Genomic DNA, 23,384 nt, shown 5'->3' with positions numbered 1-23,384 from the left:
GCCCTTACTGCGGGGGCGCGTACATGACATCGACGTCATAGCGGGTGAAACCGAGGCCCTCGTAGAGGCGGATCGCCGCCGTGTTGGTCTCGTCCACGTACAGCATCGCCTGGGCGAGACCGCGCGAGCGCAAATGGTCGAGCCCGGCCAGGGTGAGCGCCTTGCCGAGGCCGGTGCCCTGCTGGGAGGGGTCGACGCCGACGACGTAGACCTCGCCCAGCGGGTCGTGGCCGTGCTCGGACGAGCCGTGCACCTTCGTCCAGTGGAAGCCGGCGAGGCGGTCGCCGCGCTGGGCGAGGAAGAAGCCCTCGGGGTCGAACCAGGGCTCCTGCTCGCGCCGCAGCAGGTCGTCCATCGTCCAGGCGCCCTGTTCCGGGTGGTGGGCGAAGGCGGCGGCGTTCACCTTGAGCCACTCCTCCTCGTCCTGCCCGGGGACGAACGTCCGCAGCTCCACGCCGACCGGCAGCGTCGCCGGCGGCAGCGGTTCCGCCAGGGGGCGGCGCATCTGCCACAGGGAGCGGACGCGGTCGAAGCCGAAGGCGGCGGCGAGCGCGGCCGCGCCCGCGTGGTCGCCGTGGGCCCACAGGCGAGGACGGCCGCCGGCGGCGTCCATGACGGCGCGCAGCAGCCGGGTGCCGTGGCCCTGGCGGCGGTGGGCGGGGGGGACGACCAGCTCGGCGCTCGGCCCCTCGACCTCGTCGGTGGGATCGACGTGGGCGTAGCCGGCGAGCGCGTCGCCGGCGTAGAGGAGGAGCGAGCGGGCCTGCGGGTCGCCGCCGTATCTCAGGTGCAGCATGACGTGTTCGTTGAGCGGACAGACGCCGTCGGCCTCCGTCGCGGCCTCCACCAAGCCGACGACGTCGGCGATCTCCTGGTCAGCGAGCCTTTGCCGGATATCCACGCGCACGTTCACAGAACGAACTCTAGGCGTACGACTGGCAGATAACGCCATCAGGCACCCCGGCAAATCGTTACCTTTGCGACATTGGCTGCATAGCTTCCCGCCGTAACGTCTTGGGCCATGACGTCTGGTTCCTTCCTCCGGCTGGCGCTCGCCGGAGCCGTCGCCTCGGGTGCGGTGCTGATGGCCACCATCCCGGCGAACGCGAGCAAGGCGCCCAGGACGGTTCCCGTCCGGCTCCTGGCGCTCAACGACTTCCACGGCAATCTCGAACCTCCCACCGGGTCCTCAGGCCGCATGGTGGACGAGCAGGGCAACACGGTCGACGCCGGCGGCGCGGCCTACGTCGCCACGCACATGAAGGCCCTGCGTGACAGGAACACGATCGCCGTCGCCCAGGGCGACCTCATCGGGGCCACGCCGCTGATCTCGGCGGCCTACCACGACGAGCCGTCGGTCGAGTTCATGGGCAAGCTCGGGCTCAAGGTGGCCGCGGTCGGCAACCACGAGTTCGACGAGGGCTACACGGAGCTGCGCCGCATCATGAAGGGCGGCTGCCACCCCGTGGACGGCTGCTCGCCCGCCGGCAAGTGGAAGGGCGCCGCGTTCGACTACGTCGGCGCGAACGTGCTGTTCAAGAACAAGCACGAGAAGACCGACGCGCTGGCCGCGCTCGGCGGCGCGCACAGCTCGAAGATCGAGAAGCTGCTGTCCGACTGGGGCGTGCCCGCGCTGCCGCCGGTCAGCATCAAGATCATGAACGGCGTGCCGATCGGCTTCATCGGCCTGGTCACGCAGACGACCCCGAGCATCGTCACGACGGAGGGCATCAAGGACCTCAAGTTCGTGGACGAGGTCAAGGCCGCGAACGTCGCCTCCAAGCTGCTCAAGCTGGTCGGCGTGAAGGCCCAGGTCGTGCTGGTGCACGAGGGCGACCAGGTGAACGCGGGGCAGTCGCCCGACGCGTGCAGCGCGGTCCCCGGCGCGGGTAACCGCATCGCCACCCAGGTGGACCCCGAGATCGACATCGTGCTCAGCGGCCACTCCCACCAGGCGTACGTGTGCAAGGTGAAGGACCCGGCGGGCAAGGACCGGCTCTTCTCGCAGGGCGGCTCGTTCGGGCGGGTCATCACGCAGGTCGACATGAAGGTGAACGTCAAGACGCGGGACATCGACCGGGCCTCGGTCGTGGCCGACAACCACGTGGTGACGCGTACGGTGACGCCGGACCCGGAGATCTCGGCGTTCGTGCAGACCTGGAAGGACCGTGTGGCCCCGGTCGCGAACCGGGCGGTCGGCACGATCAGCGCCGACATCACGACGGTCGCGGCGCCGTCCGGTGAGACGCCGCTCGGCAACCTCATCGCCGACGCCCAGCTCGCCGCCACGCGGGAGGGCGGCAACGCGCAGATCGCGCTGATGAACCCGGGCGGGGTGCGGGCGCCCCTCACGTACGCGGGCTCGCCGGCCGGTGAGGGCGACGGGGTCGTGACGTACGGCGAGGCGTTCACCACGCAGCCGTTCAACAACCTCATGCAGGTCGTCACGCTGACCGGCGCGCAGCTGAAGACGGTGCTGGAGCAGCAGTTCACCGGCGGCCCCAACAACCAGGCGTTCACCAAGATCCTGCAGCCCTCGGCGAACTTCACCTACACCTACGGCCAGAGCGCGCCGTGGGGCTCGAAGGTGTCGGACATGACGATCGACGGCCGGCCGGTCACGGACACCCAGACGATCCGGGTGGCCGCGAACAACTTCCTGGTGGGCGGCGGTGACGCGTTCCTCGGCTTCACCGAGGGCACGGACCTGTGGAGCGGGCCGCTGGACATCGACGCCTTCGTCGACCACCTCGGCAGGGACAACCCGATCGCCCCGCCGGCCACGGACCGCATCACGGTGGTGCCGTAGCTCCGTCAGGCGGTGTGCAGCGGGAGGACGGCGACGAAGCGGGCGCCGGGGCGGTGGTCGGCGGCGGTCAGCGTGCCGCCGTGGGCCACCGCGATCTCCCTGGACAGCGGCAGCCCCAGCCCGGAGCCGCCGCTGTCCTTGGCCCTGGCGCTCTCCAGCCGGGTGAAGCGCTCGAAGACCCGCTCGCGGTCCTGGGGCGCGATGCCGTCGCCGTCGTCGGTGACGGTCACCACCACGTCGTTTCCGCGCACGGCCACGGAGACGTCGATGCGGGTGGCGGCGTGCCTGGTGGCGTTGTCGAGCAGGTTCGTCAGCAGGCGGTCGAGCTGCACGGGCGAGCCGAGCACCGGGGCGGGGCCGCTGAGCCGCAGGTGCACGGGCACGCGTGAGCCCTCGCGGCGGCGTACCTGATCCTCTGCGACGCCGCGGAGGTCCACCACGCGGCGCCGCGTGACGGCGCCCGCGTCGAGCTTGGCCAGCATGAGCAGCTCGTCGATGATGCAGGTCAGCCGGTCGGCGGCGGCGAGCGCGCGGGCGCAGGTGACCGGCCAGTCCGTCTCGTCAGGGTAGCTGCCCGCGACCTCCAGCTGGGCGCGCAGCGCGGAGATGGGGCTGCGCAGCTCGTGGGAGGCGTCGGCGACGAAGCGGCGCTGGGTCTCGGCGGAGCGTTCGAGCCGGTCGAGGGTGTGGTTGGTGGTGACCGCCAGCCCGGCGATCTCGTCCCCTGTGTCAGGTACGGTCACCCGCCTGCTCAGGTCCTGCCCGGTGATCTCGGCCAGCTCGGCGCGGATGCGCTCGACCGGGCGCAGCGCGGACCTGACCGCGCTCCAGGTGAGCCCGCCGACGGCCAGCAGGACGAGCGGCGCGCCGAGCGACGTCCACAGCAGCGCCCGCCTCGGGTCGGCGAGCGCGAGCACGACCCCGGTGGTGAAGACGGCGGCGGCGGCCAGCGTCGCGATCGTGGTCAGCCGCACCCGGATCGAGCGCGGGAGCACGCGCAGCGCACCTGGTGTGCTGCCCGGGGTCCTGATCGAGCGCGGAACCAGCGGAACCAGCCGGACTGTCATCCCATCCCCACCCTCCCACGTCACTGTCCGTGACTTTACCCTCCGTTGACGTTCTCCCTAACCTGCGAACACTTCTCCGATAGACACGCTCAGTGAGCGTCATGGCGGCTGCGTATCAGGTCGTACAGGGCGGCGAGCAGCGCGATGCCGACCGACGACACCACGACGATCAGTCCGTGGCGGAACGCGCCGGCCCAGCCGTCGCCCAGCGAGCCGAAGAAGGTGGAGCCGGCCGCCGCGATGCCGATGGCCGAGCCGAGCCGCTGCCCGGTCTGCAGGACGCCGGCCGCGCTGCCGCCGCCCGCGGGCGGCACCTCGGAGAGCGTGATGGCCTGGTTGGGCGAGATGACCAGGCCGCTGCCGAGGCCCGCGAGCAGCAGCGGCAGGGCGGTCGCGAGGCCCGTGCGCGGCCCTGGGACGAGCGCGGTGGCGACCATGGTGGCGATGAGCCCGGCGATCACCATGGACAGCCCGATCGCCGTCAGCCGCCGCCCCATCCGGGAGACGAGGTGCCCGCCGAGCACGGCGGCCGAGGCCGAGCCGAGCGCGAACGGCGTGATCGCGAGCCCGGCGAGCAGCGCGCTGTAGCCGTGGCCGCTCTGCAGGTAGAGGGTGAAGATGAAGAAGATGCCGGTGAAGCCGGAGAAGTAGAACAGGGCGATGGCGGTGCCCAGCCGGTACGACCGCTTGCGGAAGAGCTCCAGGTTGACCAGCGGCTCACGCGGATAGCGGCGCTCCCAGGCCACGAAGGCGGCCAGCACCACCAGCGCGGAAACGGCGATCAGCGTGGAGACCTGGGCGTCCCAGCGGTGCCGCTGGATGGCGGGCACCAGCAGCCCGGCCACGCCGACGCCGAGCAGCAGTACGCCGACCGGGTCCATGCTCTCGCGCCGGTGCTCATCGACGTGAGGGCGTGGCAGCACCCGCCAGGCCAGCGGCAGCAGCGCCAGCCCGATCGGCACGTTCACCAGGAACACCCACCGCCAGCCCAGCTCGGGCCCGAAGACGGTGACCAGCGCGCCGCCGATGAGCGGCCCTGCGGCGGTGGAGACGCCGATGGTGGCGCCGAGTGCCCCGAAGGCGCGGCCCCGCTCCGAGCCGCGGAACATCTGCTGGATCAGCCCGGACACCTGAGGGTTGAGCAGCCCGGCCGCCATGCCCTGGACGAGCCGGGAGACGATCAGGACGGGCATCTGCCAGGCGAGGCCGCAGAACGCGCTGGAGAGGGTGAACAGCGTGACGCCCCACAGGAAGATCGTGCGGCGGCTCCTGGCGTCGCCCAGCCGTCCGGCGGGGATGAGGAACAGGCCGAAGGTGAGGGCGTAGCCGGACACCGTCCACTGCAGGGCGTCGTCGCCGGCGTGCAGGGCCTCGCGGATCGACGGCAGCGCGACGTTGACGATGCTCACGTCGAGCCCCGTCATGAAGGCGGAGGTCAGGCATACGGCCAGGGCGCGCCGTCGCGGGTCGGAGCCGAACGCGCCGATCACCTCCTCCGCCGGAAAACCGAGCTGGATGATTCCCCGGGAAAGCGGAGATATCGCCCACCAGGATTTTCTTTGCCCGGAATGCCCCCTGACGAGTACCGTCCGATCATGAGCACGATGGAGGTCGAGCAGAACGGCATCAACGCCGTCCCCGAAGGCGAGCGGCGCGGGCGGCCGCGCGACCTGTTCTGGCCCTGGGCGGGCTCGAACCTGTCGCTGTTCGGGGTGGCGTTCGGCGTCTACATCGTCGGGCTGCAGCTCGGCGTGGTGCCCGCGATCATCACCGGCGCCGTGGGCTACGTGCTGTCGTTCCTGCTGGTCGGACTGGTCGCGGTGGGCGGGGCGCGGTCCGGCGTGCCGACGATGACGCTCGGGCGGGCGCCGTTCGGCTACCACGGCAACAAGCTGCCGACCCTGTTCTCCTACATCTCGAACGTCGGCTGGGAGATCGTGCTGGTCACGCTCGCCGCGCAGAGCGGCGCCGAGATCCTCGGCCGCGTCGCGCCCGGCATCCCGGAGACGACGACCACCGCGATCTGCTTCGTCGTCGCCGCCGTCGTGGTGATCGCGGTCGGCGTGTACGGCCACGCGATGATCATGGTCGTCCAGCGCTACCTGACGTACGTGTTCGTCGTGCTCACCGTCGTCTACATGGTGCTCATGGCCCCCAACCTCGGCGTCTCGCTGGAGACCACGGCCGGTCCCGGCGGCTGGGTGGGCGGCGTCATCTTCGCCATGACCCTGCTCGGGCTCGGCTGGGTCAACTGCGGCGCCGACTACTCCCGCTACCTGCCCGCCACCTCGTCCCCGCGCTCGGTGACCCTGTGGACGACGCTCGGGGGCGCGCTGCCGCCGATGGTGCTGCTGGTGTTCGGCGTGCTGCTGGCGGGCGGCGACCCCAAGCTGGCCGAGGAGGCGGGCGCCAACCCGGTGGCGGCCCTGGCGGCGGCGCTGCCGACGTGGTTCCTGCTGCCGTACCTGCTGACCGCGATCGGCGGGTTCCTGGCCGGGGCGATCATGGACATCTACTCGTCGGGGCTGTCGATGCTGGCGCTCGGCGTGCCGATCAGGCGCCACTACGCGGTGCTGATCGACGGGCTGCTCATGGTGCTCGGCGGCTACTACCTGCTGTTCGTCTCCACCAGCTTCCTGGCCACCTTCCAGGCGTTCCTCGCGATCGTGGGCGTGGTGATGGCGGCCTGGGCGGCGATCTTCCTGGTGGACATGTGGCGGCTGCGGGCCGGCGGCCGGGACTACGACGAGCGGCTGCTGCGGGCCGGCGCGCCCGCGCTCAACTGGGCGGGGCTGCTGTCGCTGGTCGTGGCGTCGATCACCGGGCTCGGGCTGATCACCTCGGCCGACCCGAGCATCGCGAACGTGGTCGGCTTCCTCATGAGCACGGAGCTGGAGGGCGGCACGTTCGGATCGGCGAACATCGGCGTGGTGATCGCGCTGGTGCTGGCCGGGATCCTGTACTTCGCGCTGTCGGCGGTGCCGCGGCTGCGCACCCACGTTCGGAGCTGATCCGGACGGTTACGCTTGGTGCGTGACGATGAACGTTCCGTATCGGCTGCTGACCTGGGCGGTGCACGCGACGGGGCTCGGGGTGCTGGCGGTCGCCGTGGTCACCACGTGGCAGCAGGACCGCCTGGCGGTCGCGTCGGGCGGGGTGCTGCTCGGCCTCCTCTACGCCGCCGCGCCCGCCACCCCTGGCCCGGCCAGGGCGGTGTGGCTCGGGCTCGTGAGCGCGGGGTGGGCGGTGCTGGCCATGGCGGCGCCGCCGTTCGTGTGGCTGGCGTTCCCGCTGCTGTTCGCGTACCTGCACGTGCTGCCGCTGTGGGCGGCGATGTTCGGCGTGTCGGTGCTGACCTCGTCGGCGATCATCGCGGCGGCCTGGCACGCCGGTGAGCTGACCCTGCCGCTGCTGGTCGGGCCGGGCGTGGCCGCGGCCGTCGTGACGCTGCTCGCGCTCGCCTGCAAGGCGCTGCGCGCCGAGCTGGGACGCTAGGCGGTCACGATCGCGAAGTCCGGCACCGGGTGGTCGAGCACGGCCACCAGCCGGCGCAGCACGTTGGTGTCGCCCTCGCGCTCGACGCCCTCCACGCCCTTGCCCGACAGCAGGCCGGCGAGCTGCGCCCTGGTCAGCCGCAGGGTGAGGTCGGCGGCGCCGTCGTCGCGCGGGTCGCGCTGCTGGACGAACGCGCCGTTCGACAGCGACGTACGGTAGCGCCGCCCGAGGTCGGTCAGGTGCCAGTCGATGGTCAGCCGCTCGTGCCAGGCGCGCGGCCCGTCCACCCTGATGGCGATCGAGTCGAAGATCTGCTCCACGGAGAGCGCGGCGAAGAAGTCGGTCTCGGGGCGGTCGGCCGTGGCCGGCACGATGCCGTCGGCCAGCTCCAGGGCACCCATGAGGTAGAAGTTGCGCCAGGTGGCGTTCTCGGCGCCGTGGCCGAGCCGGGTGTAGACCTCGGCCAGCAGGTCGCGGGCCTCCTTGTTGCCCTCGTCGGCGAAGACCGCGTGGTTGAGCAGCTGGGCGGCGAAGCGCAGGTCGTTCTCGTCGATGTAGCGGCGGGCGAAGGCCACCACGGCCGCGCCGCCGCCGAGGCACTCGACGTACCTGATCGCGCTGTCCTTCGGCGGGTGCTCCCACAGGTGGGCGGGGTTGCCGTCGAACCAGCCGAGATAGCGCTGGTAGACGGCCTTGACGTTGTGGCTGACGCTGCCGTAGAAGCCGTGCGCGTGCCACGCCTGCTCCAGCTCGGGCGGGAGCTGCACGACCTCGGCGATCTCGGCCGCCGTCAGGCCCTTGTTGAGCAGGCGCAGGGTCTGGTCGTGCAGGTAGGCGTACAGGTCGCGCTGCCGCGACAGGAAGCGCTCGATGCGCTCGCGGCCCCAGGTCGGCCAGTGGTGGGAGGCGAAGGCCACGTCCGTGCCGTCGAGGAACAGGGCGAGCGCCTCGGTGAGGTAGCGGGCCCAGGCGCGCGCGTCGCGGACCTGCGCGCCGCGCAGCGGCAGGATGTTGTGCTGGTTGTGGGTGGCGTTCTCGGCCAGGCACAGGGCGCGGCGGCCGGGGAAGAACACGTTCATCTCGGCGGGGGCCTCCGCGCCCGGCGTGAGCTGGAAGATCATCCGGACGCCGTCCACGACCTCCTCCTGGCCGGTACGCGTGACCTCCGCGGTCGGCGGGATGAGCGACATCGTGCCGGTCGAGACCGTCATGCCGAGCCCGGCGCCGATCTGGCCCTCAGGGGAGCGGGGCAGGGCGGGGCCGTACATGTAGACGGCGCGGCGGGCCATCGCGGGGCCCGCGTAGACGTTCTCGGCGACCGCGTGCTCCATGAAGCCGGCCGGGGCCAGGATCGGCACGCCGCCGCCGGTCACCCCGCGCACGCCGCCGAAGTGGTCCACGTGGGAGTGGGTGTAGACGACGCCGGTGACCGGGCGGTCGCCACGGTGGGCTCGGTAGAGCTTGAGCGCGGCGGCGGCGCACTCGGTGGAGATCAGCGGGTCGATGACGACGACGCCGCTCTCGCCCTCGGCCAGGGTCATGTTCGACAGGTCGAGGCCGCGTACCTGGTAGATGCCGTCGGTGACCTCGTACAGGCCCTGGCGGGCGCAGAGCGCGCCCTGCCGCCACAAGCCGGGATGGGCGGTCCGGGGGCAGTCCTCCTTGAGGAAGTCGTAGGCGTCGTTGTCCCACACGACGTCGCCGTCCACCGATTTGACGACGCCTGGGGTGAGGGCGGCGATGAAGCCCCGGTCGGCGTCCTCGAAGTCGGCACGGTCGTGAAATGGAAGGTCTGCCATGCCAAGCCGCATGCCCTGGAGAACCAGACATATAGCCCAATAGATGCACTAAAGAGGATGAATCTCACGGCAAGTCCGGAGGTGATTAGGGTGGTCACGTGGATGCGTGCGTATTCGATCTCGACGGTGTGCTGGTGGACTCCGAGCCGGTGTGGGAGGAGGTGCGGCGGGCGTACGTCGCCGACCACGGCGGCACCTGGCAGCCCGACACGCAGACGAAGCTGATGGGCATGAGCACCGGCGAATGGGCGGCCTACCTGCACGAGATCGGCGTCGAGCAGGAGCCGGGCGACATCGCGCGCGGCGTGATCGACGAGATGGCGGCCCGCTACCGCGACGGCGTCCCGCTCATGCCGAAGGCCGTCGAGACCGTCCGCCGCCTGGCCGCGACGGCCACGCTCGGCCTGGCCAGCTCGTCCCCCCGGCGGCTGATCGACGTCGTGCTCGACGCGGCGGGGCTGACGGAGTGCTTCGCGGCCACCGTGTCCACCGAGGAGGTCGAGCGGGGCAAGCCGGCGCCCGACGGCTACCTGGAGGCGGCGCGGCGGCTCGGCGTCGATCCCCGGGGCTGCGTGGCGGTCGAGGACTCCAGCAACGGGCTGCGGTCGGCGTACGCGGCGGGCATGCACGTGATCGCGGTGCCGCACCCGCGCTACCCGCCCGCGCCCGACGCGCTCGCCCTGGCCTGGCGGGTGCTGCCCGGCCTCGACGCGCTCACCCCCGAGCTGATCGGCTGAGCCCCTTCACGACTCGCGGGGCCGCTGCCAGGCCATGTCAGTGCCGGTGGCTACGATGTGGGAATCGTGCGAGACATCACGGTTTTCAGTGGCAGTGCCCACCCCGAGCTGGCTGAGGAGATCTGCGCTCAGCTGGGCACTCCTCTCCACCCCGTACAGATCAACCGGTTCGCCAACGACGTACTCGAAGTGCAGCTCCAGGCCAACTGCCGGGAGCGCGACGTGTTCCTCATCCAGCCGCTCGTCCCGCCGGTGCAGGAGCACCTCGTGGAGTTGCTGCTGATGCTCGACGCCGCGCGCGGCGCCTCCGCCGCGCGGACGACCGTGGTGCTGCCGCACTACGCCTACGCCCGCAGCGACAAGAAGGACGCCCCGCGCATCTCCATCGGCGCCCGCCTGGTCGCCGACCTGATGGTGGCCGCGGGCGCCAGCAGGGTGCTGGCCATGACCCTGCACTCGCCGCAGGTGCACGGCTTCTTCAGCGTGCCGGTCGACCACCTCCACGCGCTGCGCGAGCTGGCCGCCCACTTCCGCCGCTACGACCTGTCCAACACCGTCGTCGTCTCCCCCGACCTGGGCAACGCCAAAGAGGCCGCCGCCTTCGCGCGGCTGCTCGGCACCGGCGTCGCCATGGGCGCCAAGCAGCGCTTCAGCGACGACCGCGTGGTGATCAGCTCCGTGATCGGCGAGGTGACCGGCAAAGACGTGATCATCCTCGACGACGAGATCGCCAAGGGCAGCACGGTCATCGAGCTGCTCGACCGGCTGCGCGAGCAGAAGGTCAGGTCCGTACGCGTGGCGTGCACGCACGGCCTGTTCTCCAGCGGCGCGCTCGAACGCCTCACCTCGCTGCCCGAGGTCGAGGAGATCGTCTGCACCAACACCGTGCCGCCGCCCAAGCCGGCCGACAAGCTGACCGTGCTGTCCATCGCGCCCGCCCTGGCCGAGGCCATGCGCCGGATCCACGACGGCGAGTCGGTCAGCGCCCTGTTCAGTACATCTTGACCACCTGACCCGTCACCCGCCGCCCCTGGTGCGAGGCCAGGAACGTGATCACCTCGGCGACGTCGTCGGGCTGCGCCACCTCGGGCAGCACGCCGTCGGCGGCGACCGCGACGGCGACCTTCTCGTTGACCCAGCCGGTGTCGGTGACGGGCGGATGGACCATGTTGGCCGTGACGCCGTGACGGCCCAGCTCACGCGCGGCCGACATGGTGTAGTTCTCCTGGGCGGCCTTGGCCGCGCCGTAGCTGACCTCGGTGGGGAAGCCGTCGGCGCCGCCCGAGGTGAGGCCGATGATGCGGCCCCAGCTCGCGCCGCGCTCCAGGTGGCGGCGGGCGAACTCGGCGATCAGCAGGGCGGGCGCGCGTACGTCGACGGCGAACAGCCGCTCGTGGGTCTCGGCGTCGACCGGGCGCAGGGGGCGGCCGAACCCGTCGCGCTCGGCGGGCGAGAAGGTGTCGCTGAGCCAGCCGCTGGCGTTGTTGACCAGGATCTCCACCGGGCCGAACACCTTCTCAGCCTGGTCGAACAGGGCCTTGGGGACGGCCGGGTCGGCGAGGTCGGCCTCCACCGCTTCCGCCGTGCCACCCGCCTCGCGGACGCGGGCCACGACCTCGGAGGCGTCGGCGGCGCGCGCCTGGTCGTAGGCCGCGGGATAGACCGGGTCGTTCAGCGGCGTCAGCCGTTTGTACGTGAGGAAGACCGCCACGCCCTCGGCCGCCAGCGCGCGGGCGGCCGCCGCGCCGATGCCCTGATTGGCGCCGGTGATCAGCGCGACCTTTCCAGACAGCCGGGTATCGATCATAGTTGCCATCATGCACGCAGCGACGGAACGCCTGCTGGAGGTTTTTCTCGAGGGCGTGGAGCCGGCCGTCCCCCTGGTCGCGCTCTGGGCCCACGGCTCGTTAGCGGCCGGCGACTATCAACCAGGACGCAGTGACCTCGACCTGGTCGCGGTGCTCGACACCACGCCGACCATGGATCACTGGCGGCGCATCAAGGCGGTGCACAGGAGGCTACGCCTGCCGCTGGCGGAGCGGCTGCACTGCTCGTACATGGCGAGACAGGAGCTCGACGACCTCGGCGCCGAGCACATCACGTGGGCGCACGAGCACATCTTCCGGCGCCCTGTGACGGCGGTGACGCGGCGCGAGCTGCACGAGGGCGCCAGAGTCCTGTACGGCCCCCCGCCCGCCGAGCTGCTGCCGCCCGTCTCGGACGAGGAGCTGGCCCGCTTCATCCGCGCGGACCTGCGCGACTTCTGGCTCGTCCGGGCACAGGGGCGCCGGCGCTGGCTGCAGGACGTATGGGTGGACTTAGGCATGGTGACGGTGGCCAGGGCCACGGTCACCCTGCAGGACGGCCGGCTGATCAGCAAGCGGGAGGCACTCGAGGTGCTGCACGAGCTGGGCGCCCCCGCCGTGCTGATCGCCGACATCCGCGCCCGCCGCTACGGCACCGAGCAGCCGGTGCTCAGCCGATACAGGCGGGGACGGCTGGCCCGCGCGTTCGTCAGATCCGCGATCGGCCGGGTGCTGGCCTGAACCCAGGCGGGATGGCAATCCGGGAGCCGGTTGTTACGAGCTACGTATCGACACACCTCATCCCGGGAGAGTGCGACCTATGGTCGAAAGCAGGCAGTCCTATCTGCTGGCCGCGGAGTCGGCGGTGGAGCTTCTCCGCCACCCGGCGGTGGCGGCGTCATGGGACAAGCCGAGCGCGCTGGTGGAGTTCAGCGTCGCGGGGCTCGCCGGGCACCTGGCCCATCAGCTCGTCAGGGTCGGCGAGGCGCTCAGTCCCGACGGGGCCGTCCAGCCGCCCGTCACGCTCCTGGAGCACTACACGCGCTCGCCGTGGGTGCAGGCCGGGCTCGACCACGAGAGCAACCTCAGCATCAGGCGCGGCGGTGAGGCGGCCGCGGCCGCCGGGCCCGCCCTGCTGGTCGAGCGCAGCCAGGCGCTGCTCGACATGCAGCGCGCGGCGCTGGCCTCCGAGCCCGCCGACCGGGTCGTCAACACGCCCGCCGGCTGGTCGCTGCTCCTCGACGACTTCCTGCTCACCCGGCTCGTGGAGCTGGTCGTCCACGGCGACGACCTGGCCGCCAGCGTCGGCGTGGAGACGCCGGGGCTGCCGCCGTCGGTGATCGATCCGGTGGTGGAGCTGCTGGCCCGCCTCGCGGTCCACCGCCACGGCCCCACGGCCGTCATCCGCACGCTGAGCCGCGCCGAGCGCGCCCCCGCCACCATCAGCGCCTTCTGACTTCCGCGGCTTCTGCGCGCCGCTCAAGCGCCTCCTGCGGTACGGGAGTGGTCGGTGACCTCCGGATAGTTCTTCACCGGGGCGCGCCCGCCCAGCAGGTGCCGGTCCGCGAACGCGGCCAGGTGCGCCCGGGTGATCTCCAGCGCCCGGGCGCCGTCGAGCTGCTGCGCCGGGATGCCCAGGGGCTTGCGCAGCACCGCGTAGTCCACGAACGCCGCGTGGTCGGTGCCCGCCACCGTGATCCACCGCTTCGGCCCCTTCAGGTGCGTCCATGCCTCGTCCCAGCTGCCGCTCCCCTCGCCGGGAGCGTGTGACGGGGTGCCGATCATCATGAACGGGCGCTTGAGCGGCTTGCCGACCTTGAAGGTGCCGTCCAGGTTGACGCCCGCCTTGATGCGGCGGTCGGCGAGCATGGTCTGGGCGGCGGCGTACCCGCCCATGGAGTGGCCCACCATGGCGATCTTCTCGCGGTCGATGCGCCGGGCCCAGCGGCCGTCGAGCAGCTCGTCCAGCACGAACCGCACGTCCTTCACCCGGCCCGCCGCCACGTCCGCGCCGTCCGGCCGCTGCTCGCAGGCCAGGCAGCCGGTGGTGCGGCCGTCGGGGAACGTGGTGCCGACCGACTCGTACGTGTGCTCCACCGCCGCGACGAGGTACCCCCTGGCGGCGAAGTCCTCGGCCAGCGAGGTCAGCGTCGCCCTCGGGAAGCTGAACCCCGGCGACATGACGACCAGCGGCAGCCTGCCCTTGGCGACGGGCGCCTTGAGCCGCGCGTGCGTGACGACCCGGCTGAGCACGCTCTTGTCCGGCACGTCGTAGTCGGCGAGCACCGCCTCCGACTCCGCCCGCGTCATGTACGGCGCCCGCGCGCCGACGGCCTTCTTCGCCGGGTACCAGAGCGTCACCATCAGCTCCCTGTGCTCCGCGCCGGGATTCCACGGGTCCCGCCGGCCGAGATCCACGAGGTGCAGGCTCTCCGTCCCCACGGGCCGCCGCCCGGTGGGAGCCGGCAGCTTGAGCTCAGAGACGGCGGCCCGAACGGGTGCGGTGGCCGTCGCGTGGGCCGGTGGGGTGGCGAGGGTCGTGGAAAGGGTCGCGGGGAAGGTCAGGGTGAGGGCCGTGAGGGCCAGGGACTTGTGCATGGTTGCCAGGCTGGCGCGCCGGGCCGCCGAGGTGTCCGCCCCGATCGTCGATCCGCGCTTACTACTTTCGTCGTAAGGCGCGCCCCGCTCGGCGCGTTACTACTTTCGTCGTAAAGCGTCGCGCGGCGTGCGGCCTACGCTGTGGCCATGCGGTTCGTTCTGCTCGGCGCGGTGGTCGCCGGGCTGTCGTGGTTCACCGGGACCGGGCAGGCGGGGGTGCCGTCCGGGCTGCCGGTCCCCGTGCTCGTCCTGATCGCCGTCGTGGCCGGGGTCGCCGCCTGGCATGCGCGCCGCGCCTGGTGGCCGCTGGCCGCCGTGGGCGCGCTGGCGTACGTGTGGCTGCTGATGTGGCCGCCGCTGCTGGTCGCCTCCTATCAGGCGGGCCGCACGCTGCGCGGCGCCCGTCAGCTCGTCGCGTACGTCGCCGGCTGCCTGGTGGTGTGCGCCCTTCCGCTGGCGGTCGGCCGCCCGCAGCAGGCGCCCGCCACGGGGCCGGGCAACGCGCTGCTCATGGCGGTGGCCGTCGTCGGGCTGCCGCTGGCGCTCGGCATGTGGACGCGGGCCAGGGCCGAGGTGCTGGCCGCCGCAGAAGAGCGGGCCGAGCGGCTCGAACGCGAGCGGGTCATGCGGGCCGAGCAGGCCAGGGCGCAGGAGCGGGCGAGGATCGCGCGGGAGATGCACGACGTGGTGGCCCACCGGGTCTCGCTGATCGTGCTGCACGCGGGCGCCCTGGAGCTGCGTACCGGCGACCCTGAGGCGGCCGGGACCGCGGCGCTGATCGGCGGCATCGGCCGCGAGGCGCTGGCCAACCTGCGTGACGTGCTAGGCGTGCTGCGCGCGCCCCGGCACGAGCCGCCCGACGCCGCCCTCAGCCCGCCGCCCACGCTGGGCGACCTCGACCGGCTGCTCGACCAGTCGCGGGCCCTCGGCATCGACGTGACCAGGCGCGACGAGGGCGAGCCGCGGCCGATGGAGGAAACGGTGGAGCGCACGGCGTACCGGGTGGTCCAGGAGGCGCTCACCAACGTGCACAAGCACGCGGGCGACGCGGGCACCGACGTGCTGATCCGCTACGGCGAGGACGAGCTGCGGGTTGAGGTGCGCAACGAGGCCCCGCACGCCCTCCGCGAGGGCGGGGCGGTGCCGGGAGCGGGATGGGGGCTGGTGGGGCTGCGCGAGCGCGTCGAGCTGCTCGGGGGCACGCTCCGCAGCAGCGCCCAGGAAGGCGGCGGCTTCCTCGTGAGCGCCAGGATCCCCACTTGACATCCTCCCCCTCGGTGAACGAGGGGGATTCTCACGGTCGCCCGTGAGGGTTCCTGTTTCACAGCCGGTCGCCCCGTCCGAGAGGACTCTCGTTGAGGTCTTACACCCGCTCCACAGGCGTTTCAGCTCTTCGCCAGCCCGGCGGCGAGCACGTTCCTGGCCGCGTTCACATCCCGGTCATGGACCGCACCGCAAGCACACATCCACTCCCGGACGTTCAGCGGCATCTTCTCCTGCAGGGCCCCGCACGCCGAGCACAGCTTCGACGACGGGAACCAGCGGTCGACCGCCACCACGGTGCGCCCGTACCACGCGGCCTTGTACTCCAGCATGGAGCGGAACTCCCGCCAGGACGCGTCGGAGATGGCGCGGGCCAGGCCGCAGTTTTTGACCATGTTGCGGACGGTCAGGTCTTCCACGGCGATCACTTGGTTTTCGTGAACAAGCCGTGTCGTGGCCTTGTGCAGGTGATCTCTTCTGCGGTCGGCGATCCGGGCGTACACCCTGGCGACCCTGGCCCGGGCCTTGGCGCGGTTGTTCGACCCCTTGGCCTTGCGGGCCAGGGCGCGCTGGGCTTTGGCCAGCTTGCGGCGGTCGGCGCGCTCATGCTTGGGGTTGACGATCTTCTCGCCGGTCGAGAGTGTCGCCAGCGCGGTGATGCCGGCGTCCACACCGACGCTCCGCCCGGCGGGCGGGAGCGGGCTGATCTTCTCCTCGACCAGGAGGGACACGAACCAGCGTCCCGCGCCGTCGCGGGAGACGGTGGCCGTGGACGGCCGCGCACCCTCCGGCAGCGGACGCGACCACACGATATCGAGCGGTGTGTCCATCTTCGCCAGCGTCAAGGCGCCGTCATGCCAGCGGAACGCCGAACGCGTGTACTCCGCCGACGCCCGGGACTTCTTGCGGGACTTGAACGCCGGGTAGTTGGCGCGCCTGGTGAAGAAGTTCGCGAACGCCGCCTGAAGATGCCGCAACGCCTGCTGAAGAGGAACCGACGACACCTCCGACAGGAAGCCGTACTCGCCGCTGCGCTTCCACTCCGTCAGCCGCGCAGAAGACTCCACATAAGAGACACGGCGGCCCTCCAGCCGGTAGGCGCGGCTGCGCTCCTCGAGCGCCTTGTTGTAGACGAGACGGACGCAGCCGAACGTCCGGGCAAGCTCGCCGGCCTGCTCGGGGGTCGGGTAGAAGCGGTACTTGTAGGCCCGCTTCACGATCTGCGCCACACCTCACATGCTACCGAAACGATCAACCAAAGGTCGCGCGTGTGTTCGATACGCCGGTTCACCTGACGGCGAACCGGCCGCCCCCGTCCCGCACCGCAGGAGTCCGAATCCTTCCCCGCCTGAAGGCGGGGGTTCCACGGAGGTATCTGATGATCAGTAACACCGCCCAAGTGGGCGGCGTTCTCATGAGTGCCGGGGTTCTCGCGTGATCAGGGTGCTCGTCGTGGATGACGAGGAGCTGGTGCGGTCGGGGCTGCGGCTGATCCTGGAGGCGTCGGGGGACATCGCCGTCGCGGGTGAGGCGCGGGACGGTGCGGAGGCGGTGTCGGCCGTACGGCGGTTGCGGCCCGAGGTGGTGCTGATGGACGTCCGCATGCCGGTCCTCGACGGGCTGGCCGCGGCGGCCAGGATCCTCGCCCTGCCCGAGCCGCCCAAGGTGATCATGCTGACCACGTTCGACCTCGACGAGTACGTCCACGAGGCGCTGCGGCACGGCGCGGTCGGGTTCCTGCTCAAGGACACCCCGCCGCGCGAGCTGGCCGCCGCCGTGCGCACGGTCGCGGCCGGTCAGGCGATGCTCTCCCCCTCGGTCACCAAGCGCCTGATCGCCTCCTACGCCGACCGCGCCCCCTCCCGCGCCGAGACCGCCCGCCGGCAGCTCGCCGGGCTGACCGGCCGGGAGGAGGACGTCATCAGGGCCCTGGCCCGCGGCCTGTCCAACGCCGAGATCGGCCGCGAGCTGCGCCTGACGGAGGCCACGGTCAAGGCCCACGTCAGCCGCGTGCTGGCCAAGCTGGGCCTGGCCAACCGCGTACAGGCGGCCATCCTGGTCCACGACGCCGACCTCGCCTGAGCGTCAGGAGACGGTCTCCGCGTAGTGGCAGGCGGCCTGGGCGTCCGGCACTGCGGGCAGGATGTCCAGGAGCTGAGTGCGGCAGCGGCCGTCCACTCCCGCCTCCGCCGCCTTGCCCGACGCCAGCACCTGGCAGCGGGCGTGGAAGCGGCAGCCGCCGGGGATGCGGGTCGGGTCGGGCGGCTCGCCGGTCAGCACGATCCGCTCGGGCGACTCGGGCAGCACCGACAGCAGCGCCTGCGTGTACGGATGCCGCGGCGCCGTCAGCACCTGCTCGACGGGGCCCGACTCGACGATCCTGCCGAGGTACATCACGGCGACCCGGTCGGCGATGTTCCAGGCCAGGCCGAGGTCGTGGGTGACGACCAGCGCGGAAAGCCCCAGCTCCGCGCGCAGCTTGAGCAGCAGGGCGAGGATCTCACCCCGTACGGACGCGTCCAGCGAGGCCACGGGCTCGTCGGCGACCAGCACCTTCGGGTTGAGCGCCAGCGCGCCCGCGATGACGACGCGCTGCCGCTGCCCGCCGGACAGCTCGTGCGGGTAGCGCTGGAAGAACCGCTCGGGCGGCCGCAGCCCGGCCCTGGACAGGGCGGTGGCCACGATGTCGCGCTCGTCGGCCAGCCCGTGGATGCGGGGGCCTTCCGCGACGGCCTCGTAGACGGTGTGGCGGGGGTTGAGCGAGCCGGTCGGGTCCTGCAGGACGAGCTGCACCTGCCTGCGGTAGGCGCGCAGCGCCTTGGTGGTGTAGCCGAGGCCCGCGCCGTCGTAGCGGACCTCGCCCGAGGTGGGGCGTTCGAGACCGAGCAGGGTGCGGGCGAGCGTGGTCTTGCCGCAGCCCGACTCGCCGACCAGGGCGACGATCTCGCCCTCGCCGACGGCCAGGTTCACGCCGTCCACGGCGCGGGCGCGGCGGCCCCTGGAGGCGAACTCGACGTGCAGGTCACGCGCTTCGAGCAGGCCGGACCTGGTGGTGCCGAGCTCCTCCGCGGCGGTGCGGGTCTCCGTCATGAGGCGACCTCCTCGTCGGCCCTGGCGTGCACACAGGCCGCCGTACGGTTGGGCCCGGCCGGCCAGAGCCGCACGTCGAGGTCGGCGCACGTGTCGAGCGCGACCGGGCAGCGCGGGTGGAAGGCGCAGCCGGTGGGCAGCTCCATCGGGTCGGGCGGGTCGCCGCCCAGGCCCTTGGGGGCCATGCGCGAGACCGGGTCGCCGACGGTGGGGAACGCCGCCGCGAGCGCCTTGCTGTAGGGGTGCTTGGCGTCGTGGAACACCTCGGCGGACGGGCCGTGCTCGACGACGCGGCCGGCGTACATGACCGCGAGCTGGTCGCACACGTCGGCGAGCACCGACAGGTCGTGCGAGATCATGATGAGCGAGATGCCGTGCTCGGCGACCAGGTCCTTGATCAGGGTGAGCACCTGCGCCTGCACCATCACGTCGAGCGCGGTGGTCGGCTCGTCGGCGATGATCAGGCGCGGCGAGCAGGCCAGCGCCATCGCGATCATGATGCGCTGCCGCTGGCCGCCGGACAGCTCGTGCGGGTAGCTGCGGGCCCGCCAGGCGGGCAGGCCCACCTGGTCGAGCAGCTCGGCGACGCGCGCGCGGGCGGCCTCGGGCTTGGCCAGGTTGTGCACGAGCAGCGGCTCGGCGATCTGCTCGCCGATCCTGCGCACGGGGTTGAGCCCGTGCTGGGCGCCCTGGAAGACGATGGACGCCTCGGCCCAGCGGACGGCGCGCATGCGCCCCCACTTCATGGTCAGGACGTCCTCGCCGTCGAGCAGGATCCGGCCGCCGACCTGCGCGTCCTTGGGCAGGAGCCGCAGCAGCGCCATGGCCAGCGTCGACTTGCCTGACCCCGACTCGCCGGCGACGCCGAGCGCCGCACCGGCGTCGAGCGCCAGCGACACCCCGCGTACGGCGGGCACCTCGCCCGAGGCGATGCGGTAGGTCACGGACACGTCGTCGAGTTCGAGCAGGCTCATGCGGCCCTCCTCAGCCTCGGGTTGAGCACGGCCTCCAGCGCCCTTCCGACCAGCGTGAACGCCATCACGACGAGCAGGATGGCGAGGCCGGGGATGAGGATGTACCACCAGGCGCCCTGGGTGGTGGCGCCGAAGTCGTAGGAGGCCCGGAGCATGGTGCCCCAGGACGTGCGGTTGGAGCTGGCGCCGAGGAAGGCCAGCGTGGACTCGGTGACGATGGCGCTGGCCACCTCCAGGGTGGTGCTGGCCAGCAGCAGCGGCGCCACGTTCGGCAGCACGTGCCGGGTGGTGATGTGCCAGTGGCCCGCGCCGAGCGCCTTGGAGCGTTCGATGTACGGCCTGGCCTCGACGGCGAGCGTCTGCGCCCGGATCAGCCGGGCGGTGGACGGCCAGGTGGTGATGCCGATCGCGGCGATGATCGTGAACGTGCTGCCGCCCAGGATGGCGGCCAGGACGAGCGCGGTGACCAGCGAGGGCAGCACCAGGAACCAGTCGGTGACGCGCATGAGCGCGCCGCCCGCCCAGCCCCTGAAGTGCCCGGCGGCGACGCCCACGATCAGCCCGATCACGATGCTGAGCAGCGCGGCGAGGAAGCCGATGAACAGCGACGTGCGCGAGCCCCACCAGACCATGAGCAGGATCGACCGGCCCGACTCGTCGGTGCCGAACGGCTCGGCGAGGCTGGGCGCGGCCCACCGCTGCCCGGTGTTCTGGATGACGCTGGTGACCGTCTCGTCGATGAACAGCGGCGCGGCGAGCGCGAGCACGACCGCGACGACGAGGACGACGAGACCCGCGACGCCGCCGCGGTGGGTGCGGAATCCGGCCCAGAAGCGGCTCAGCGCCTGCTTCCTGCGCTCGGAGGCGACAGCCGTCATGCGGACCTCACCCTCGGGTCGAGCACGTGGTAGACCACGTCGGCCAGCGTGTTCATGACGATGACGGCGACCGTGATCAGCAGGAACGTCCCCTGCATGAGCGTGAAGTCGGGCACTCTGACCGCCTCGTAGAACAGCTGCCCGAGCCCCGGCCAGGTGAAGATCGTCTCCACGGTGACGGCGCCGCCGACGACGAAGCCGATGCGCATGAACACCAGCGTGACCGTGGGCAGCAGCGCGTTGGGCACCGCGTGCCTGCGTCGTACGTCGTCGTCGCGCAGCCCCTTGGCCCTGGCCACCGTCACGTAGTCCTGGCTGACCTCCTCAAGCAGCGACGAGCGCATGATGAGCAGGTATTGGGCGTACACGACGGCCACCAGCGTCAGGCAGGGCAGCACCATGTGGGAGGCGACGTCCAGCACGTACGCGAACCCGTCGGGCGCGTCCACGCTCTCGATGCCCCGGAAGGGGAAGATGCCGGGGATGGGCCCGATGCCGACGCCGAAGACCATCATCAGCAGCAGGCCGAGCCAGAATGTCGGGACCGACCACAGCAGCAGCGACAGCCCGGTGGAGAAGCGGTCGAAGCGGCTGCCGTGGCGCCAGCCGGCCCTGGTGCCCTGCCAGACGCCCAGGCTGACCGCGATGACCAGGCCCGTGCCGGCGAGCAGCAGCGTCGGGCCGATGCGCTCGCCGATGAGGTCGATGACCGGGCGCTTGTACTCGTAGGAGGTGCCGAGGTCGAGCCTGAGCGTGTCGCCCACGAACTGGAAGAACTGGTCGATGAGCGGCTTGTCCAGGCCGAGCCTGCGGCGTTCGAGGTCGAGCTGGGCCGGGGTCATGTTGCGGCCCTGGGCCAGGTTGCGTACGGGGTCGCCGGGGAGCAGCCGGAACACGAAGAAGGTTCCGATGATCACCATGGCGATGCTGAACAGCGCCCCACCGGCCTTGGACAGCGCATATTGCAGCATGCCGCGGCTGGTGGGGCGCTCGTCACCAGGGCCCGCCGCCTGGGCGGCGGGCTCTGCTGCTTCGAGCGGTGTCGTCATTCGCGTTCGTCTGCGGTGCTCTTGCGCCGCCTGCTCAGGAGGAACACCGCGAGACCGATGACCACCACGCCGCCCACGACGCCCGCGATGAGGCCGGTGTTGGAGCCGCCCTCGGCGCTGGAGCCGGACGCGGCCACGGCCTTGACGTCCACGGTGTAGAACGGCCAGTAGCCGCTGCCGCCGTAGAGGATGCCGCTGTCCTCGGGGATCGGGGTGATGCTGGTGATGCGGTCCTTGCGGTAACCCTCAAGGTCGTTGGTGTAGTAGATCGCGATGACCGGGGCGTCGGTGTAGAGACGCTCCTGCATCTTCTTGATGAGCTCGGCGCGCTTGGGCCGGTCGAGCTCCTTCTGCTGGTCCTTGTAGAGCTGCTCGAACTCGTCGTCGCAGTAGAAGGACTCGGTGCCGCCGCCCTCACCGGTCGGGCTGGGCCGCCGGCTGCACAGGTGGGTGGCGAGGACCTCTTCGGGGTCGGGGTTGACCGACCAGCCGCTGATGGCGATGTCGAACAGGCCGGTGACGCCGGTCTCCTCGGTGAACTTGCTGGAGTCGAGCTTCTTGGTGGTCAGCGTGATGCCGATCTCCTTGAAGAAGCCCGTCAGATACTCGGCCAGCTTGTCCTCGATCGGGGTGTCCGTGTGGATGCTGAACCGGAACTCCAGCTTGCGCTTGCCGTCGGGCATCGTACGGACGCCGTCGGCGCCCTTCTTGTAGCCGGCGTCGTCGAGGATCTGGTTGGCCTTGGCCGGGTCGTAGCTGACCTTCTCGTCACCGGTGGCCTCCCAGAAGAAGTCCTGGTACATCGGCGGGACGATCGAGCCGTCGGCCGGCTTGGCCAGGCCGTTCTGGACCTCGTCGACGAGCTTCTGCTTGTCGATGGCGTAGTGGAGCGCCTGGCGGACCTTCTGGTCCTTCAGCGCCGGGTGGCCGTCACCGACGGGCTTGTCGTCGCTGGTGGTGGCGCCGTGGTTGATCTGCAGGTACGCCGCGCGCCGGCCCTGCTCGTTCCAGGCGACGATGTTGGGGTCGTTCTGGATGGCCTCGAACTCCGGCGGGTTCATCCGGCCGAGCAGGTCGATGTCGCCGTTCTTCAGGCCCGCGATGGCGGCCTGCGGGTTGTCGTAGAAGATGACCTGCAGCTCGTCGATCTTGGGCTTGCCCCGCCAGTAGTTGGGGTTGGCCTGCAGCTTGACGTACTGGTCCTTCTTGTGCTCGATCGCGAAGTACGGGCCGCTGCTGACGGTCGGGTACTTCTCGGCGTCGTAGTTGGCCATGTCGGTGACCGATTCCCAGACATGCTTGGGCATGATCGGGACCGGGTTGTCCAGCATGCTGGCCTGCGGCGCCTTGAGCTTGATGACCAGGTCCTGGCCGTTGGCGGTGACGCTCTCGAAGTTCTCCACCGCGGGACCGTTGGCCGTCTTGGCGGCCTCGTCGGTCATCATCTTGTTGAACGTCCAGGCGGCGTCCTCGGCCGTGATCGGCTGGCCGTCGGACCACTTGGCGGCACGGATCTTGAACGTCCAGGTGAGCCCGTCCTCCGACGTGCTCCACGACTCGGCCAGGTCGGGGCTCGGCGCGAGCGTCTTGGAGTCGGGCACCGTGAGGAACCCGTACATCCAGCGGTGGATCGACGTGGAGACCAGGCGGACCGCGAGGAAGGGGTTCATCGAGTCCATCGCCTGCGTGGCGCCGACGCGTACGATCTTCTTCCCCGCCGCCGGGTCCTGGGCGAGGGCAGCCGTGGTGCCCTGACCGGCCACTAATAGCGCGACGCCCAGCGCAGCCAGGCGTGCGAACCATTTCCTCATAAGTGCCTC

General features: G+C 71.3%; 20 protein-coding genes and 1 pseudogene. 9 read left to right on the top strand and 12 right to left on the bottom strand.

The features are described 5' to 3' along the window. Positions 1 to 4: 4 nt before the first annotated feature. The gene (gene mshD, locus AB0K18_RS22800; RefSeq protein ID WP_364917286.1) at positions 5 to 913 is read right to left on the bottom strand and encodes a mycothiol synthase; all 909 of its coding nucleotides are present in this window, start codon (positions 911 to 913) and stop codon (positions 5 to 7) included. A gap of 108 nt (positions 914 to 1,021) precedes the next feature. Here mshD and AB0K18_RS22795 point away from each other — a divergent pair, with 108 nt between their 5' ends. Beyond that, on the top strand, positions 1,022 to 2,809 hold the full coding sequence (locus AB0K18_RS22795) for a bifunctional metallophosphatase/5'-nucleotidase (RefSeq protein ID WP_364917284.1): 1,788 nt from the start codon (positions 1,022 to 1,024) through the stop codon (positions 2,807 to 2,809). A gap of 5 nt (positions 2,810 to 2,814) precedes the next feature. On the opposite strand, the gene AB0K18_RS22790 is transcribed toward AB0K18_RS22795, so the two are convergent. Continuing rightward, entirely contained in the window at positions 2,815 to 3,876 is a 1,062-nt protein-coding gene (locus tag AB0K18_RS22790; protein WP_364917281.1) for a HAMP domain-containing sensor histidine kinase, read from the bottom strand. An 89-nt stretch (positions 3,877 to 3,965) separates the two neighbouring features. After that, positions 3,966 to 5,366: an MFS transporter gene (locus AB0K18_RS22785; protein ID WP_364917278.1), complete on the bottom strand. Its 1,401-nt coding sequence runs from the start codon at positions 5,364 to 5,366 to the stop codon at positions 3,966 to 3,968. Positions 5,367 to 5,471: 105 nt separating this feature from the next. On the opposite strand from AB0K18_RS22785, the gene AB0K18_RS22780 reads away from it, so the two are divergent. Next, positions 5,472 to 6,887, top strand: a complete 1,416-nt coding sequence (locus tag AB0K18_RS22780; protein WP_364917275.1) for a cytosine permease — start codon at positions 5,472 to 5,474, stop codon at positions 6,885 to 6,887. 22 nt (positions 6,888 to 6,909) lie between these two features. Further along, positions 6,910 to 7,371, top strand: a complete 462-nt coding sequence (locus AB0K18_RS22775; protein WP_364917272.1) for a hypothetical protein — start codon at positions 6,910 to 6,912, stop codon at positions 7,369 to 7,371. On the opposite strand, the gene AB0K18_RS22770 is transcribed toward AB0K18_RS22775, so the two are convergent. Further along, the gene (locus AB0K18_RS22770; RefSeq protein WP_364917271.1) at positions 7,368 to 9,170 is read right to left on the bottom strand and encodes an alkyl sulfatase dimerization domain-containing protein; all 1,803 of its coding nucleotides are present in this window, start codon (positions 9,168 to 9,170) and stop codon (positions 7,368 to 7,370) included. The two genes, AB0K18_RS22775 and AB0K18_RS22770, sit on opposite strands and share 4 nt — an antisense overlap. A 98-nt stretch (positions 9,171 to 9,268) precedes the next feature. On the opposite strand from AB0K18_RS22770, the gene AB0K18_RS22765 reads away from it, so the two are divergent. Together AB0K18_RS22765 and AB0K18_RS22760 are read left to right on the top strand one after the other, a co-directional pair. Next, a complete protein-coding gene (locus AB0K18_RS22765; RefSeq protein WP_364917269.1) occupies positions 9,269 to 9,907 on the top strand; it encodes an HAD family phosphatase in 639 nt (212 codons plus the stop codon). Positions 9,908 to 9,973: 66 nt separating this feature from the next. Further along, positions 9,974 to 10,912, top strand: coding sequence for a ribose-phosphate pyrophosphokinase (locus tag AB0K18_RS22760; RefSeq protein WP_364375315.1), 939 nt, complete (start codon positions 9,974 to 9,976; stop codon positions 10,910 to 10,912). Here AB0K18_RS22760 and AB0K18_RS22755 read toward each other — a convergent pair. Then, positions 10,899 to 11,714 carry an SDR family NAD(P)-dependent oxidoreductase gene (locus AB0K18_RS22755; protein WP_364917266.1) on the bottom strand — a complete coding sequence of 272 codons (816 nt, stop codon included), beginning with the start codon at positions 11,712 to 11,714 and terminating at the stop codon, positions 10,899 to 10,901. The genes AB0K18_RS22760 and AB0K18_RS22755 overlap by 14 nt on opposite strands. Before the next feature lie 10 nt (positions 11,715 to 11,724). On the opposite strand from AB0K18_RS22755, the gene AB0K18_RS22750 reads away from it, so the two are divergent. Then, positions 11,725 to 12,453, top strand: coding sequence for a nucleotidyltransferase domain-containing protein (locus AB0K18_RS22750; RefSeq protein ID WP_364917263.1), 729 nt, complete (start codon positions 11,725 to 11,727; stop codon positions 12,451 to 12,453). A 79-nt stretch (positions 12,454 to 12,532) separates the two neighbouring features. Beyond that, positions 12,533 to 13,168, top strand: a complete 636-nt coding sequence (locus AB0K18_RS22745; RefSeq protein ID WP_364917260.1) for a maleylpyruvate isomerase N-terminal domain-containing protein — start codon at positions 12,533 to 12,535, stop codon at positions 13,166 to 13,168. A 23-nt stretch (positions 13,169 to 13,191) separates the two neighbouring features. Here AB0K18_RS22745 and AB0K18_RS22740 read toward each other — a convergent pair whose 3' ends face one another. Next, positions 13,192 to 14,310 carry an alpha/beta fold hydrolase gene (locus AB0K18_RS22740; RefSeq protein ID WP_364917257.1) on the bottom strand — a complete coding sequence of 373 codons (1,119 nt, stop codon included), beginning with the start codon at positions 14,308 to 14,310 and terminating at the stop codon, positions 13,192 to 13,194. 147 nt (positions 14,311 to 14,457) lie between these two features. Here AB0K18_RS22740 and AB0K18_RS22735 point away from each other — a divergent pair, with 147 nt between their 5' ends. Continuing rightward, positions 14,458 to 15,573, top strand: coding sequence for a histidine kinase (locus AB0K18_RS22735; protein ID WP_364917254.1), 1,116 nt, complete (start codon positions 14,458 to 14,460; stop codon positions 15,571 to 15,573). A gap of 50 nt (positions 15,574 to 15,623) precedes the next feature. Here the strand turns inward: AB0K18_RS22735 and AB0K18_RS22730 are convergent. Next, a pseudogene (locus tag AB0K18_RS22730) lies at positions 15,624 to 16,802 on the bottom strand (RNA-guided endonuclease TnpB family protein); the annotation flags it as partial. 205 nt (positions 16,803 to 17,007) lie between these two features. Between AB0K18_RS22730 and AB0K18_RS22725 the strand changes: the two are divergent. Further along, positions 17,008 to 17,655 carry a response regulator transcription factor gene (locus tag AB0K18_RS22725; protein WP_364917252.1) on the top strand — a complete coding sequence of 216 codons (648 nt, stop codon included), beginning with the start codon at positions 17,008 to 17,010 and terminating at the stop codon, positions 17,653 to 17,655. Positions 17,656 to 17,658: 3 nt separating this feature from the next. Here the strand turns inward: AB0K18_RS22725 and AB0K18_RS22720 are convergent, their stop codons facing one another. The 5 genes from AB0K18_RS22720 to AB0K18_RS22700 are packed head-to-tail and all read right to left on the bottom strand — an operon-like array spanning position 17,659 to position 23,375. Beyond that, on the bottom strand, positions 17,659 to 18,663 hold the full coding sequence (locus AB0K18_RS22720) for an ABC transporter ATP-binding protein (RefSeq protein ID WP_364917249.1): 1,005 nt from the start codon (positions 18,661 to 18,663) through the stop codon (positions 17,659 to 17,661). Beyond that, the gene (locus tag AB0K18_RS22715; protein WP_364917246.1) at positions 18,660 to 19,637 is read right to left on the bottom strand and encodes an ABC transporter ATP-binding protein; all 978 of its coding nucleotides are present in this window, start codon (positions 19,635 to 19,637) and stop codon (positions 18,660 to 18,662) included. Before AB0K18_RS22715 ends, AB0K18_RS22720 begins: the two co-directional genes overlap by 4 nt. After that, positions 19,634 to 20,515, bottom strand: coding sequence for an ABC transporter permease (locus AB0K18_RS22710; protein ID WP_364917244.1), 882 nt, complete (start codon positions 20,513 to 20,515; stop codon positions 19,634 to 19,636). Before AB0K18_RS22710 ends, AB0K18_RS22715 begins: the two co-directional genes overlap by 4 nt. After that, positions 20,512 to 21,564 carry an ABC transporter permease gene (locus AB0K18_RS22705; protein ID WP_364917241.1) on the bottom strand — a complete coding sequence of 351 codons (1,053 nt, stop codon included), beginning with the start codon at positions 21,562 to 21,564 and terminating at the stop codon, positions 20,512 to 20,514. Before AB0K18_RS22705 ends, AB0K18_RS22710 begins: the two co-directional genes overlap by 4 nt. Beyond that, complete coding sequence (locus AB0K18_RS22700; RefSeq protein ID WP_355416873.1) at positions 21,561 to 23,375, bottom strand: ABC transporter substrate-binding protein; 1,815 nt, start codon at positions 23,373 to 23,375, stop codon at positions 21,561 to 21,563. Before AB0K18_RS22700 ends, AB0K18_RS22705 begins: the two co-directional genes overlap by 4 nt. Between the last annotated feature and the right edge of the window lie 9 nt (positions 23,376 to 23,384).

Origin of the sequence: Nonomuraea sp. NPDC049421 (genome assembly GCF_040677005.1) — a bacterium.
Lineage (GTDB): Bacteria > Actinomycetota > Actinomycetes > Streptosporangiales > Streptosporangiaceae > Nonomuraea > Nonomuraea salmonea.
Note: the sequence above shows the minus strand (reverse complement) of the source record. Positions and strands in the feature narration are given on the sequence as shown.

Excerpts from the sequence above, each read along its gene's own strand:
- AB0K18_RS22740 (WP_364917257.1), bottom strand. The coding sequence starts at position 14,310 with ATGCACAAGTCCCTGGCCCTCACGGCCCTCACCCTGACCTTCCCCGCG.
- AB0K18_RS22745 (WP_364917260.1), top strand. The coding sequence starts at position 12,533 with ATGGTCGAAAGCAGGCAGTCCTATCTGCTGGCCGCGGAGTCGGCGGTG.
- AB0K18_RS22715 (WP_364917246.1), bottom strand. The coding sequence starts at position 19,637 with ATGAGCCTGCTCGAACTCGACGACGTGTCCGTGACCTACCGCATCGCC.
- AB0K18_RS22780 (WP_364917275.1), top strand. The coding sequence starts at position 5,472 with ATGAGCACGATGGAGGTCGAGCAGAACGGCATCAACGCCGTCCCCGAA.
- AB0K18_RS22710 (WP_364917244.1), bottom strand. The coding sequence starts at position 20,515 with ATGACGGCTGTCGCCTCCGAGCGCAGGAAGCAGGCGCTGAGCCGCTTC.
- AB0K18_RS22750 (WP_364917263.1), top strand. The coding sequence starts at position 11,725 with ATGCACGCAGCGACGGAACGCCTGCTGGAGGTTTTTCTCGAGGGCGTG.
- AB0K18_RS22770 (WP_364917271.1), bottom strand. The coding sequence starts at position 9,170 with ATGGCAGACCTTCCATTTCACGACCGTGCCGACTTCGAGGACGCCGAC.
- AB0K18_RS22700 (WP_355416873.1), bottom strand. The coding sequence starts at position 23,375 with ATGAGGAAATGGTTCGCACGCCTGGCTGCGCTGGGCGTCGCGCTATTA.
- AB0K18_RS22795 (WP_364917284.1), top strand. The coding sequence starts at position 1,022 with ATGACGTCTGGTTCCTTCCTCCGGCTGGCGCTCGCCGGAGCCGTCGCC.
- AB0K18_RS22720 (WP_364917249.1), bottom strand. The coding sequence starts at position 18,663 with ATGACGGAGACCCGCACCGCCGCGGAGGAGCTCGGCACCACCAGGTCC.
- AB0K18_RS22735 (WP_364917254.1), top strand. The coding sequence starts at position 14,458 with ATGCGGTTCGTTCTGCTCGGCGCGGTGGTCGCCGGGCTGTCGTGGTTC.
- AB0K18_RS22705 (WP_364917241.1), bottom strand. The coding sequence starts at position 21,564 with ATGACGACACCGCTCGAAGCAGCAGAGCCCGCCGCCCAGGCGGCGGGC.
- AB0K18_RS22755 (WP_364917266.1), bottom strand. The coding sequence starts at position 11,714 with ATGATCGATACCCGGCTGTCTGGAAAGGTCGCGCTGATCACCGGCGCC.
- AB0K18_RS22790 (WP_364917281.1), bottom strand. The coding sequence starts at position 3,876 with ATGACAGTCCGGCTGGTTCCGCTGGTTCCGCGCTCGATCAGGACCCCG.